This window comes from uncultured Tateyamaria sp., assembly GCF_947503415.1.
Classification (GTDB): Bacteria; Pseudomonadota; Alphaproteobacteria; order Rhodobacterales; family Rhodobacteraceae; genus Tateyamaria.
In genome coordinates this window covers 1,401,679-1,414,573 of the sequence record NZ_CANNDS010000001.1, presented here as the reverse complement: position 1 = coordinate 1,414,573, position 12,895 = coordinate 1,401,679, and the positions used below count along the sequence as shown (strand labels likewise).

Sequence of the window (12,895 nt, the reverse complement as noted above, 5' to 3'; positions counted from 1 at the left end):
TCAGACCGGCATCCGCAGAATTTCCTGATACGCTTCGACCACCTTGTTGCGCACCGTCACTGCGGTCTCCACCGCCAGTTCGGTTTGCGCCAAGGCTTGCACCAAGGCGTGTGGGTCGGCCTGCCCGATCATCGCCTCTTTGGCGACCTGTTCGCCCTGTGCAACCGTCGTTGCAAAATCCATTGCGACCTTGCCAAAGACGCTGCCGCCCGCACCTTGGCCCGGCTGTGTTGCCGGACGTAGAGCTGCATAGTTCTGTACGGCGGATAAAGTTGCGGTTTCCATTCTGGATCTCCTTCAAATTGCCCGCGTCAGCGGCGCAAGAGTTGCATCAGGCTGGACGACATTTGCCGCGCCTGCTCGAACATCTTCAGATTTGCTTCGTAGCTCCGCTGCGCCTCTCGGGCGTCAGCCAATTCAATCAACAGATCGACGTTGGACCCGTCATAGTGACCTGAACCGTCAGCCATTGGGTGACCCGGATCATAAATCCGGGCAAGCGGCCGGTCGTCCAGCGACATGCGGCCAACTTCGACACTGGCAACACCGCCACCGGCATCAAATTCCGTACGGAACGGAATTGTTTTCCGGCGGTAACCCGGCGTATCGGCATTCGAAATATTCTCGGAAAGGTGGCGCAGACGAGACGCTTGCGCCTGCAGGCCACTTGCGGAAACGGAAAGGGATTTTGAAAATTCGCTCATGTCCAGTTCCTCACTGTCGACCAAGGCTTGAGCGGAGGACGTTCATCGCAGATTTGTAAATCGCCAATGATCTGTCGTGCTGGCGTTTGGCTTCCGTCGCGCGCAGCATCTCGGTCTCCAGTGAGACCGAATTTCCGTCCGGCGAGGCAAAAGTCTTGTCTTCGATCATGATGCCGTCAACACCGCCGGATCTGTCTCCGTGCATATGTGTTGACCGGGTCGCACGCTGCATGAATGCATTGCCTTCACCGGGCGCGTACACCTCTGTGAAGCTGGGCAAGTCACGTGAGACATAGCCAGGCGTGTCGGCGTTCGCGACATTCTGCGCGATGACGGCCTGCCTTTGACCTGCATGCATGGCCATTGCTTGTGCTGTGTCGAAAACAGCCAGTTTCTGAAACATCGGGGCTTCTCCCTCGTGTGATCTCAATCAACGCTTAACCCTGATTCCCTAAGAAACTGTTTGCAGACATCAGGAGGATCCGATGAGGCACGCCATGCGACTACAAATGCTGAAAACGCAGCTTTCCGAGGTGCAGGTGATGCGCCCAATCGGGCGGATCAGTGCCGCACACGGCAACGTTCTGACTGTCTCTGGCATGAACGATGTGGCCAAGATCGGAGACCGCGTTCTGGTCTCGCGGCAGTCCGGTGACACGCTAAGCGCCGAAGTTGTTCAACTCTCTCAGGCAGACGCAACGATCATGCCTGACGGTCCAGTTGAAGGGGTCGCGTTGGGTGATCGCGTCATCCTTGATGGTCAAAATACGATTGCACCGAATGACAGTTGGCTTGGCCGAATCATTGATCCGGATGGACAGCCTCTCGACGGACAAAAGTTAAGCCGCGGCCTCGAGAAAAGACCGCTGAAGTGCGCACCGCCAGCGGCGGCAACACGGCGTCCCTTGGGCGCGCGCATGGACACGGGACATGTGGTTTTTGATACGATGTTGCCGATAGTTCAGGGGCAGCGCATCGGTCTTTTTGCAGGCTCGGGTGTCGGCAAATCCAGCTTGATGGGACAACTTGCCAAACGGATGTCCGCAGACATCGTCGTCATTGCAATGATCGGCGAACGTGGTCGGGAAGTTCGTCAGTTTGTTGATGATGTGCTTGGCCCGGAAGGGTTGGCGCGATCTATTGTGATTGCCGCCACATCTGATCAGTCTCCGTTGCTGCGACGGCGGTGCGCGTGGACCGCAATGGCAGTGGCCGAGCATTTTCGTGACGAAGGCAAGTCCGTTTTGCTGTTGGCTGATTCCGTTACGCGGTTTGCGGAAGCACACCGCGAAGTGGCTGTCGCGGCTGGCGAGGCTCCGGTATTACGGGGTTTTCCAGCGTCTACTTCACATTTGATCATGTCACTTTGCGAGCGCGCGGGCCCCGGCGGCCCCAATCAAGGCGAGATCAGCGCCGTTTTCAGCGTGTTGGTGGCGGGGTCGGACATGGACGAGCCAATTGCCGACATTTTGCGCGGTGTTCTGGACGGGCACGTCGTTCTGGATCGCAACATCGCGGAGCGCGGCCGCTTCCCAGCAGTCGATGTGCTGCGTTCGGTTTCGCGCAGCTTGCCAGCGGCCGCATCCGACACCGAAAACGGAACAATTGCACAAGTCCGCAAGCACCTCAGTGTTTACACGCAAAACCAAATGATGATTAGCGCTGGTCTATACACCCAAGGATCTGATGCCGAAATCGACGCTGCCATTCAGGCTTGGCCTCATCTGGACAAGGCAATGGCGCATGTCCATGTGCAAGGGTGCGCGCACAGTTTTGACCAATTGGGGCTCGCGCTGCGTCGTGCTGGTAGCCCGAATGCCAATGGAATGGGGAAGCGTTAGGCTGACCGCGCAGGTGTTGCTTTTGAAAGCGCCAAATCATGTGCGACGAGGCCCGCGATCGGGCTGGCTACGAGGTCTTGGAAATTGCGTTGTCGGTTGATGACTTAGACACTCAAAAGCGTCAGTGCAATCGCAGCACCGGATGCACCTGTCCCGATACTATCGAGTTGTGATCGCGCCAGATACGTTGTGACCAAGCGGTCAAGTGTATCTTCTTGAGCGAAATCCGACGGATCGGAGACGCCCAATATCCGCTCGGACCGTTCCTGAAATACTTTCAGCTGTTGGTCGATGTCTACTTGTCCAAAAGCTTCGGGCAGACCAAGCGCAGTTTCGAACAATGACCTGAGCGGTGGTTGCCCCATAATGCTGAACCACTTTGACGCATCCGACCCTTCGGATTGAACCACGTCAGGCAGCGTTCGCTCTGCATACAGCGCGATCCGCATCGTCTCGTCCTGATTGCCGGTCTCGATTTCAAAGCTGTTCGCCTGAAACTTTGCGATGATACCTTCCGCAAAACCCGGCTCTAGTGCGCCTCTCAATTCGCCCGGTCCAAGGCCAAACGCTTCCGAAAACTCTCTGTAACGACTGTCGGTAAAGCGGTTTGCCAAAGCATCATCTGCAGTGGTGCCATCGCTCAACATCTTTTGTACAAAGAACGTGTTGTTTATGTCGTCTGACAGACCGAAGGCACCAAGGGCCACGGTCAGCAATTGACGATCAGACACCAAATCCTCAGCCGTCTCCACGGATGCGATTTTCTCTGCGAAATGGTCAGTGTCTCGCTTCAGTTGCGTTGACTCGCTGAACGCAGACAGCTGCTGATCATAGGTGCGCTGCAGAAACTGCCACCCGACCAATCCGGAAGAGATCAATATAGGCTGGTACATGGCTAGTGGCTCGCCGCCAATAGCCGTTCTTCACGCGGCAGAAGCGCGCGCAGTGCCTTCAGGCATTTGTAGTGATCATCGTGCACAAGCGCGTGCGATGCGATATCGAGATGTTTGCGGCTGTCTGCATCCACAAAGACCTGGCTCAACTCTTCGATGCTGCGCAATAGTTGCTGCCGAGCTTCGACCTTGTCCGAGTCACCAGACAGAACAAGCTGAACGGCGTAACAGACACGACGCACGGGTGTTTTGGCATCCTCAGGATGAATGGCGTCGCGCAATCGCAAGATGTTCGCATCGGGCGTGACTATTGCCAATCGGCTTCGGCGATCACCGTTTTCGATCACGGCTCCGTTGATCAGCACACGTTCCTTCGGGCTCAACTTGAGAATAAGGCCGCTCATACTGTTCTACCTTCCTGTTTCAAGCCGCGCAAAACAGCCATGTTGATTTCGAGGAGCGGCAGAACCGATGCTTTTTCCCGCAGGATGCGGCGGGTGTGATGTCGTGTAAAATCAGAAAGATAGACGATCCTGGACTTCAGCTCTTTCGGCAGCGGGTTTTGCGGATCCACAACATCGACGACCAAGGCGGTCCAGAGCCGCTGGTTCGCATGAAGCGCGTCAGCATAGGCCGGGAAGTTCTTTTTCGCGTCAACCGCGCGGTCTCGCAATTGCTGGGTAACCTTCGCGATCACCTCGTATTCAGACCGTCGGTCGCTTTTTGTCGACGGCGCGTGTTCTGCGTAGCCTTTCAAGGCTTGTGACATCGCGTTCAAGGTTTCACCTGCTCAATAATGGGAAAGTAGAAGGAGGCGCGGCGTTGCCCCGCCTCCTTCATGTGTTTTAACGGAACAGCGACAGGATCGACTGTGGTGCCTGGTTGGCAATCGACAGCGACTGAACACCCAATTGCTGCTGAGTTTGCAATGCCTGCAAACGGGCCGACACTTCTTCCATGTCAGCATCCACAAGAGAGCCGATACCGGATTTGAAAGAGTCGGTCAGGTTGCTGACAAAGTCCGATTGCGTTTCGATCCGAGTCTGAACCGTACCAAACGCCGCAGCGGCACTGATTGACTGTTCGATGAGACCATCGATTGCAGTCAATGCAGCTGTCGCACCGGAATCGGATGTGACGTCAAGCGTAGACAACGCACCAAGTCCGCCGGTCGAAGCGGTCGATCCAGGTGTGCCACCGTTCTGAAACACAGCGCCGACATCGACATCATCAGCCGTTGCACCGGTCGAAAATGTCAGAGTGCCTGCGTCAATATCAACAGTCACGGAATAACCATCTGCCCCATCAGTCGCCGCACCAAAGAATGCGCTCAACTGGTTGGCCAGACCATTAATGACGTCAGCTTGGCCATCTTCAGCACTCGCGACAAACTGGAAGTCACGACGGCCAGTTGCCGAGCTGCCGTCTGCGGTGTTGATCGACAGACCATCCAAGGTCAGCTGGTAGCTATTGCCAGCGGACACAGCACCAAAGGCCACAGTTGTACTGGTGCCACCAGTGACCGTCACCGACGAGACCGGATCAGTTGCTGCGGCTGCGAAGCCTGTGTTGGCAGCACCAACCTGGACAGCATCGTTGGCCAACGGCTGTGTAGACGCGCCAGCACCAAACGCCTGCGCATCAACCGGAGTCGTGGTTGACAGGTTTTGACGCGCGACATCAATTTGACCTGCAGTCACGGCACCAGTGTTGTCCCGGTTCAAGGACGACAGGATCTGCACGTCGTCCGTGCTGGTCCCATCAATCAGGTTCAGACCATTGAATTGAGCGGCAGCAACGACCGAACCGATCTGTTCCGTAAGTGCAGTGATATCCTGCTGGATCGAATCGCGGTCAACGTTTTCTTCCTGCGCCGCAACGATACGACCCTTCATGTCATTCAGCAGATCGGTGATTGTTTCCGACGCGTTTGCAGCGACTGCAACCGTGCTTTCACCCAACGACAGGCTTTCCGATACTGCCTTGAAGCCCGCAACGTCCGATTCCATCACTTTGGAGATGGCCCAGACCGCCGAATTGTCCTTGGCGCTTGCCACGGACTTACCGGTAGAAATTTCGCTCTGAGTCATCGCAAGGTCTTTGTTGATGGACTTCAGAGTCTGCAGCGCAACCATTGCGCTGTTATTCGTAAGAATGCTCGACATGTGCATTTCCTTTTGTCACGGCGCTTTGCGCCCTGGTTAACGTCCCGCCCCCCAGTGGGACGGCCAAACTGCCGTTCTGACAAATGCACACCCCGTCTTGGGGTCATGCGCCACCCGTCTTAGGATGCGCGGCCAATATGTGTCTGGTATCCCTAATGCTTCCCTAAGCTCCGGAAACTGAAAGCTTCGGATTTGATTCAATCCTGCTCATGCTCTTTTCTCGAGTGATCCGGACTGCTTCAGGTCGACTGTGCTGCGCTGACCCCGCGCGTCATATGTTTCAAGCGACTCGCGCACCCGTCGGATTGCAGCCAAACGCCGGGCGACCGAACGAACACCTTCCGCGGCGGAGCCCAGCAGATCCTGATTGCGTTCCAGTTTGTTTCGCAACGCGCTGGCTTTATGCTCTTCGATCTCATCAAAAGCGCTGACCGCCTCGACCAGCCGCGACTTGCGGTCGAACAGCCTGCTCACTTCTTCGAGGTTTCCGGCCAGCAATGCGGCACGCTCTGCATCAAGCAGGTCGTCCAATTCGTCGAATGTATTCCGAATGTCGTCGCCGTTCATGCGCTGCGTTCCTTAAGTGATTCGAACAGGGCTTCGGCCAATCCAATGCCTCCGGCCTCCACCATTTTTTCGGCCTGCGCCTGCACAAGGAACGACGAAAACTGATCCTCTCCGGCGCCACCGCCAAAGGCATCACGGCTTTCGCCAAGTCCCGCAGATTTAAGCATTTCCGCCAAAAATGCCGCTTCGAGTTTTTGCGCGGCCGAGCGCAAAGCCGCATCGTTTGAAGCGGCCGGCGCAATTGAGTTGGGTAAATTTGAACTGACGATCATGGGCGGTCCTTAGAATTGAATGGAATTATCCGGAACTTTGCGCATCAGCGGTAAAGAACCGGTAACTAAGCTTGGTCCATTCTGCCTCGAACGCGGAAGAATCCCGGAGAAACACGTGCAGCTCAATCAGCTTTTCAGCCAAAGCAGCCATACCAATGGCTTGGCTGGTTCATCGCGGCGGCATGATCCGCCCACCAGCTCCGGGTTCGAGGACGTGATAAATGCTGGGGCAAGTGCTGGTGCGGCCAAGTCCTCTCCCATGCGACAGCAAGACGACGGTATCGACGCGGGCACCGATGACGCTTTGGCCGAGCCGTTGCAAGATGGCGAGGCAAGAGTTCCGGACAATCCAACAACGCCCTCACAAGCCAAAGATGCGTCATCCCAAACTGCACGGCCTGACGGGACAAACTCCAAATCTGACCCGACGGATACTTCCAACCAGAGCACAGACTTGGAACACACGTCTCAGACATCGCCGCCCGATGCCGATGACGCGGTGATCGCGCCAGCCCGCCAAGCGAACAGGGAGTCGCCGATTACCGCGATGGTGCAAGGGATGTCGCAGTCGAGGGATGCGTCAAAACCGCAGGCCGGTTCGGCAAGGAACGCAGGCAATTCACACACTTTGCCGCCATCGGGCCCGGCGACCTTGTCGGTTCAAAAAGGGGGCACTGGCCAGCCAGGGATTGTCGAAGCTTCGGCTCAGAAATCTCTCTCGGGCACTGCTCAGTCGGTGCATGGAATCCCGGGATCGACGGTGGTGCTGCCGGCAACGGGGCAGGTGGCAAAAAGTAAGACCAGCGCTCCAACGATGACGCCCGGCGAACAGGCCGCAGCGATCAAGCCGACCACGACAGAGAACGCGGTGGCACTTTCAGCAACCGGGTCCACGCCCGCGGCACGCAACGCGGCGTCAGATATGGTTGCACAGATCAAAACAGACCAGAGCGCGTCCGACAGGAAAATGACCTTCGGTCAGACCGAAGCCACTGTTTCAACCGTGAAGTCGCCTGTTGATCGGACCCAAACGGCCGATGCGGTTTTGACCAAAGGTAGGGCTGCGGATGTGCAGACCGGACCTCGTACCGTCCCCGTCAACCAAACCACCTCCTTTTCGCAAATGCCTTTGGCGCAAAGGTCTGGGGCAACCGATCCAACGATCGTCTCGGATGAGCTGGTGTGGGACATGCGCCCAACGTCAGCACACCAAACCATGGCCAACCCTACATCTGTTCAGAAGCCTGAACTGCCTGCAAACATCCCACCCGCAATCGCGGACGCTTTCAAACGGGTACCCGACAAGCCCATCGAAATTGCGTTGAACCCAATCGAATTGGGCCGTGTCCGCATGGTCATGGCGACCAACGAAACCGGGATGATCGTCACAGTCACCGCAGAGCGGGGGGATACCCTCGACCTGATGCGCCGCTACATTGACGATCTCGGCAAGTCACTGAGCGATCTGGGGTTCGAGGACGTGTCCTTCACCTTTGAACAAGGCCAGGATCGAACCGATCAAAGGGAATTGGACGAAGGTGACACCACAGTTCTGGGCACCGGTGAACGCGAAGATACCCCCCTACAAAACAAGGCTCCCGGCCATATGGTGAGCGCTCTGCCCCTCGCCACCACCGGAATTGATATGAGGTTTTAAGACATGGACATCACACAAACATCTGCCGCCGCGCAGCCCGCAAGCAACGGCATTGGCAACGCCGCAACCTCCAGCGTTCTCAGTTCGGACTTCGAAGTGTTCTTGCAGATGTTGACCGCGCAGGCCGAGTATCAGGACCCGCTGGAACCCATCGATTCGTCCGAATATGCGGCTCAATTGGCGCAATTCTCCATGGTGGAACAGCAGGTCATGACGAACGATTTGATGCAGGAGATGCTGTCGGCATTGGGTGCCAACGACATGGCAAGTGCAGCCAATTGGATCGGTATGGAAGCCTTGGTGCAAGGCCCTGTGCAATTTGCCGGAGCACCGATTACCATCGCGCCCAATCCACCGGTGGCAGCGGATGAGGTGAACTTGGTCGTGACAAATGCGCAGGGCACCGAGGTCGCGCGGCGCAGTCTGCCGACCAGCGCCGAGCCCTATACATGGGATGGTCTGGACGCCAGCGGATCAGCGCTGCCTTACGGCGAATACAGCTTCGAGATCGAGAGCAGCTCGAACGGGGATACCTTGGTCAAAGAACCGGCCCTCGCCTACAATCGCGTGACCGAGGCACGAATAGAGAGCGGGTCCACCCTTCTTGTTTTGGAAAGCGGGTATCTGGTGCACGCCCAAAGCGTCACCGGATTGCGGGAAGCGCCTTAGGGCACCGCATCCGCAGCTTTGAACGCCGCGTATATGCCCGGCATGACCAGCCTGCGCTGTCGTCCAAACGGGAACCGCGCGGCAGGATCTGCCATGACGCTGGGATAATGTTCGGGTCGCTCGCCTGATGCCAAAGCCGCAAGCAAAGCGCCCGCATGCACCCCCATTGCGACACCGTTGCCGTGGTATGCAAACCCTGCCAAAACGCCCGGCATGTTCGGAACGGGTCCGACAAATGGCACGCGATTGCGCGACAAGCACACCATGCCGGACCATTCATGTGTTACGTCAACATCAGACCACGCGGGAAACATCGCCTTGAAGTCACGAGCAACAGCGGTCCGCGCCGCGTGTTCGGCGGATTGGCTCGCGCGCAACCCACCCCGCATTCCAAACAGAAACCGCCGGTCCGGCATCAATCGGAAATAGTGCAACAGATGCCGCGTGTCATAGGCCATCTGATCGCTTGTCCAGCCCTGCGCTTGCAGTTCGGCATCGGTCAAGGGCCGTGTGACGATCACGGTGGATTGCGCCGGCATGTATCGTCCCGCCATCCACGCCGGGATATCCTCGCTGGAATAGCCGTTCGTCGCAATGATCACGTGGTCTGCCGACACTGCCCCCCGCGCCGTGCGCACTCGGCCCGCGCCGACGTCTGAAACGGGGCTGTCGTCATGAATTTTTACACCCAACGCCGTGCACGCCGTCACCAGACCGGTCAAAAGTTTGCGCGGGTTCAATCCAAATCCGATGGGTATGGTCAGCGCCCCATGAAACGACCCGCCAAGCCCGGCCCCCTCCAATTCCGCCCGCGCCAGCACGTCGACATCCACGCCGTAATTCTCAGACGCCGCGCGGGCTTCGGCCCCGAACCCTGCAAAGTCGCGGCGACGGTGCGCAAGACAGGTTTCCCCTGCCGAATGTCGATCAACATCCATGGAGAGTTCGCGGATCAACCCATCGACCCGCTCTACTGCGGACCGTTCCGCTATCCGCCAAGCGCGCCGGGCGGTCACACCGTATTTTCTGTCGAACGCCGCATCCGACCGCATGCTGCCACCAAGACAACAAAAGCCGCCATTTCGTCCCGACGCCCCCCAGCCAACCGAATTGGCTTCCAGCACGACAACCTGCGCACCGCGCCGCGCCAGATGAAGTGCTGCAGACAGGCCGGTGAACCCTGCGCCCACGATGGCAACATCACAGGAGACATCGCCTGTCAGCGCCGGGTGGCTCGACAGGGTTGCCGTCTCATCCCACCAACATCCGTCGCGGGGTGCGTTGCCATATGCAAAGGACGGAAAGATGCGCGTCATGCCGCGCGCGCGGCAGCCTGCTCGTCCCGTTTGGCACGCACCGCCACCTGTTTCGAGGCAAGCGATGCTGCAATCACGCCAAGTGTGACCAGACCGATCAGGATCGTGCTCAGGGCGTTGATCTCGGGACTGACGCCCAGGCGAACAGACGACCAGATCTTCATCGGCAAGGTGGTCGCAGACGGACCCGAGGTGAAGGAGGCAATCACCAGATCGTCCAGACTGAGCGTGAAGGCGAGCAGCCACCCGGAAATGACCGCGGGCGCGATGATCGGCAACGTGACCAACCGAAACGCGTCAAGCGGCGACGCGCCCAGATCAAGGGCGGCTTCCTCAAGAGATCTGTCAAAACTCACCAACCGCGATGACACGACGACCGACACAAAGCACATCGAAAACGTGGTATGGGCAAGGACAATGGTCAAAACACCGCGGTCCAGCCCCAGCCCGATGAACAACAGCAACAGGGACAGGCCCGTGATCACCTCCGGCATCACCAGCGGCGCATAGATCATGCCCGAAAACAGGGTGCGTCCATAAAATCGACCCGCCCGAACCAGGACGTAAGCCGCCATCGTTCCCAGCACGGTGGCGATCGTGGATGAGATCACGGCGACCCGCAGCGTGACCCACGCGGCATCCAGAAATGCCTCGTTCGACATCAACTCGCCGTACCATTTGGTCGAAAACCCGGCCCAGACGGTGACGAGCTTTGACGCGTTGAAGCTGTAAATCACAAGGATCAGCATCGGCACGTAGAGAAACACAAACCCAAGCGTCAGCGACACGACATTGAAAGAGGACAGACGGTTCATCCCTCAGCCTCCACCTGCTTTTGCTCGTTGCGCTGGAACAGCACGATGGGGATGATCAGGATCAACAGCAGGATAACCGCCACAGCCGACGCGACAGGCCAGTCACGGTTCGAAAAGAACTCTTCGAACAGGACTTTGCCAATCATCAATGTGCCTGAGCCGCCCAGCAAGGACGGGATCACGAACTCGCCCAGCGCCGGGATAAACACCAGAAAACATCCCGCGATGATCCCATTGCGGGACAGTGGAATGGTGATCATCCAAAACGCCTTGAGGCGCGAACAGCCCAAATCCTCGGCCGCTTCGATGAGCGACCCGTCCGACCGGTCAAGCGCCGAATAGATGGGCAGGATCATGAAGGGCAGATAGGTGTAGACGATGCCGATATAGACCGCCGTATTGGTGTTCAAAATGGTCAACGGCGTGCTGATGATCCCGGTCCACATCAGAAACTGGTTCAGGAACCCCTCGCCTGACAGAATACCAACCCACGCGTAAACCCGGATCAGAAACGACGTCCAGAACGGCAGGATCACCAGCATCAACAAGGTGGGCCGCCACTGTTCCGGCGCACGGGCCATGGCATAGGCCATCGGATAACCAACCAGCAGCGTCAGCACGGTCGAGATCAGGGCGATCTGCAACGAACTCAGATAGGCTTTCCAGTACAGGTCATCCTCGGTGAGGAAGATGAAGTTCTCGAAATCCAGTTGCGACAGCATATTCCAGATGCCGTCCTTGGCCGTCGGCGTATAGGGCGGAATGGCCAACGCTATGTCGCTGAGCGAAATCTTGAACACGACAGCAAACGGGATCAGGAACAGCGCCAAAAGCCACGCATATGGCACCGCTATGAGAACCGCGCGCCTCATTTCGCCAACAACACTCCGGCCGTCTTGGTCCAACTGACCCACACCGGGTCTTCCCACGTGAAGTCCCGGCGCGAGATACGGCGCGTGTTGGCGACTTGCGCTTTGATGATGTCCCCGGTTGGCAATTCCACGTGGTAGGTGGACAGGTTGCCCAGATACGCAATGTCCAGCACCTTGCCCTGCACAGCGTTGTCCGCTGCGGGGCGGTCCTTGTGAATAGACACTTTTTCAGGTCGGATGGCCAAATGGCAGGCCTGTCCGTCCGAAAACGGGCGCGTGCTGGCGGCATGCACCGGGTTCTGACCCGCCGCCCACGCCACTTCATACGTGTCCGGTCCAACGGCTTTCGCGGACCCGTGCAGGATGTTCACGTCGCCAATGAAATCAGCCACATACACGCTGTCCGGCGCTTCATAGATACGCTCGGGCGTGGCCACCTGAATGATCTGCCCCTCGTCCATGACCGCGACACGGGACGCGACGGTCATCGCCTCTTCCTGATCGTGGGTCACGATGACAAAGGTGGTGCCCGTCTTTTCCTGAATGTCCATCAATTCGAACTGCGTCGCCTCGCGCAGCTTGGCGTCCAATGCCCCAAGCGGCTCATCCAGCAGCAGCAACTTCGGCGCCTTGGCCAAGGACCGCGCCAGCGCCACACGTTGACGTTGGCCCCCGGAAATCTGGTGGGGTTTGCGACGTGCAAATTTCTCAAGCCGGGTGAGCTTCAGCATCTCTTCGACCCGCGCGGCAATCGCAGCCTTGTTCTTGCTTTCACGCCGCAAGCCAAAGGCGATATTGTCCCAAACGCTCAGATGGGGAAACAGGGCATAGGACTGGAACATCATGTTCACGGCCCGCTTGTTGGGCGGCACACCGGCGATGTCTTGCCCCGACAATTCAATGGCACCGCCCGTCGGGTTCTCGAACCCGGCCAGCATCCGCATCATCGTGGTCTTGCCACAGCCGGACGGACCCAGCAGGGCAAAGAACTCGCGCTCGAAGATGTCCAGGGTCAGGTCGTCGATGGCTGTGAAATCGCCAAAGCGTTTCGTGACGTTGCGAAACCGGATCAGCGGCTTCTCATTCGGGTCGTCCCAGGGGGCGAAAACAGTCTCTGCCAAAGG

The 12,895-nt window shown here is 57.9% G+C and carries 16 protein-coding genes; 3 read left to right on the top strand and 13 right to left on the bottom strand.

Translation table 11 applies throughout. From position 1 onward, the window contains the following. Genes fliE through Q1A32_RS06860 form a run of 3 tightly spaced genes read right to left on the bottom strand, consistent with a single transcriptional unit; the run spans position 1 to position 1,107 of the window. Positions 1–285: a flagellar hook-basal body complex protein FliE gene (gene fliE / locus Q1A32_RS06870; RefSeq protein WP_299651244.1), complete on the bottom strand. Its 285-nt coding sequence runs from the start codon at positions 283–285 to the stop codon at positions 1–3. A gap of 26 nt (positions 286–311) precedes the next feature. Further along, positions 312–704: a flagellar basal body rod protein FlgC gene (flgC, locus tag Q1A32_RS06865; RefSeq protein WP_299607897.1), complete on the bottom strand. Its 393-nt coding sequence runs from the start codon at positions 702–704 to the stop codon at positions 312–314. A gap of 10 nt (positions 705–714) precedes the next feature. Further along, a complete protein-coding gene (locus Q1A32_RS06860) occupies positions 715–1,107 on the bottom strand; it encodes a FlgB family protein (RefSeq protein ID WP_299651241.1) in 393 nt (130 codons plus the stop codon). A gap of 94 nt (positions 1,108–1,201) precedes the next feature. On the opposite strand from Q1A32_RS06860, the gene Q1A32_RS06855 reads away from it, so the two are divergent. Then, on the top strand, positions 1,202–2,545 hold the full coding sequence (locus Q1A32_RS06855) for a FliI/YscN family ATPase (RefSeq protein ID WP_299651238.1): 1,344 nt from the start codon (positions 1,202–1,204) through the stop codon (positions 2,543–2,545). Between the two features lie 104 nt (positions 2,546–2,649). Here the strand turns inward: Q1A32_RS06855 and Q1A32_RS06850 are convergent, their stop codons facing one another. From Q1A32_RS06850 to Q1A32_RS06825, 6 genes are all read right to left on the bottom strand, one after another. Then, positions 2,650–3,438 carry a DUF1217 domain-containing protein gene (locus Q1A32_RS06850; RefSeq protein ID WP_299651235.1) on the bottom strand — a complete coding sequence of 263 codons (789 nt, stop codon included), beginning with the start codon at positions 3,436–3,438 and terminating at the stop codon, positions 2,650–2,652. A 2-nt stretch (positions 3,439–3,440) separates the two neighbouring features. Then, entirely contained in the window at positions 3,441–3,842 is a 402-nt protein-coding gene (gene flbT / locus Q1A32_RS06845) for a flagellar biosynthesis repressor FlbT (protein WP_299651232.1), read from the bottom strand. Then, positions 3,839–4,207 carry a flagellar biosynthesis regulator FlaF gene (gene flaF / locus Q1A32_RS06840; RefSeq protein ID WP_299652808.1) on the bottom strand — a complete coding sequence of 123 codons (369 nt, stop codon included), beginning with the start codon at positions 4,205–4,207 and terminating at the stop codon, positions 3,839–3,841. Before flaF ends, flbT begins: the two co-directional genes overlap by 4 nt. 76 nt (positions 4,208–4,283) lie before the next feature. Then, complete coding sequence (locus Q1A32_RS06835) at positions 4,284–5,573, bottom strand: flagellin (RefSeq protein ID WP_366141223.1); 1,290 nt, start codon at positions 5,571–5,573, stop codon at positions 4,284–4,286. 237 nt (positions 5,574–5,810) lie between these two features. Further along, positions 5,811–6,170: a flagellar biosynthesis protein FlgN gene (locus Q1A32_RS06830; RefSeq protein WP_299651226.1), complete on the bottom strand. Its 360-nt coding sequence runs from the start codon at positions 6,168–6,170 to the stop codon at positions 5,811–5,813. Next, complete coding sequence (locus Q1A32_RS06825; RefSeq protein WP_299607918.1) at positions 6,167–6,442, bottom strand: rod-binding protein; 276 nt, start codon at positions 6,440–6,442, stop codon at positions 6,167–6,169. The genes Q1A32_RS06830 and Q1A32_RS06825 overlap by 4 nt, the downstream gene beginning before the upstream one ends. Before the next feature lie 814 nt (positions 6,443–7,256). Between Q1A32_RS06825 and Q1A32_RS06820 the strand changes: the two genes are divergently transcribed. Together Q1A32_RS06820 and Q1A32_RS06815 are read left to right on the top strand one after the other, a co-directional pair. Next, positions 7,257–8,099 (top strand): flagellar hook-length control protein FliK, encoded by an 843-nt coding sequence (locus Q1A32_RS06820; protein ID WP_299651223.1) that lies wholly within the window; start codon positions 7,257–7,259, stop codon positions 8,097–8,099. A gap of 3 nt (positions 8,100–8,102) precedes the next feature. After that, a complete protein-coding gene (locus Q1A32_RS06815; protein ID WP_299607925.1) occupies positions 8,103–8,768 on the top strand; it encodes a flagellar hook capping FlgD N-terminal domain-containing protein in 666 nt (221 codons plus the stop codon). Here Q1A32_RS06815 and Q1A32_RS06810 read toward each other — a convergent pair. From Q1A32_RS06810 to Q1A32_RS06795, 4 genes are read right to left on the bottom strand one after another with little or no spacing between them, the layout of a single operon-like run. Beyond that, positions 8,765–10,084 carry an FAD-binding oxidoreductase gene (locus tag Q1A32_RS06810; RefSeq protein WP_299651220.1) on the bottom strand — a complete coding sequence of 440 codons (1,320 nt, stop codon included), beginning with the start codon at positions 10,082–10,084 and terminating at the stop codon, positions 8,765–8,767. The genes Q1A32_RS06815 and Q1A32_RS06810 overlap by 4 nt on opposite strands. After that, complete coding sequence (locus Q1A32_RS06805) at positions 10,081–10,899, bottom strand: ABC transporter permease subunit (RefSeq protein ID WP_299607931.1); 819 nt, start codon at positions 10,897–10,899, stop codon at positions 10,081–10,083. The genes Q1A32_RS06810 and Q1A32_RS06805 overlap by 4 nt, the downstream gene beginning before the upstream one ends. Then, on the bottom strand, positions 10,896–11,771 hold the full coding sequence (locus Q1A32_RS06800) for an ABC transporter permease subunit (protein ID WP_299651217.1): 876 nt from the start codon (positions 11,769–11,771) through the stop codon (positions 10,896–10,898). Before Q1A32_RS06800 ends, Q1A32_RS06805 begins: the two co-directional genes overlap by 4 nt. Then, positions 11,768–12,892: an ABC transporter ATP-binding protein gene (locus Q1A32_RS06795; protein ID WP_299651214.1), complete on the bottom strand. Its 1,125-nt coding sequence runs from the start codon at positions 12,890–12,892 to the stop codon at positions 11,768–11,770. The genes Q1A32_RS06800 and Q1A32_RS06795 overlap by 4 nt, the downstream gene beginning before the upstream one ends. Positions 12,893–12,895 lie beyond the last annotated feature (3 nt).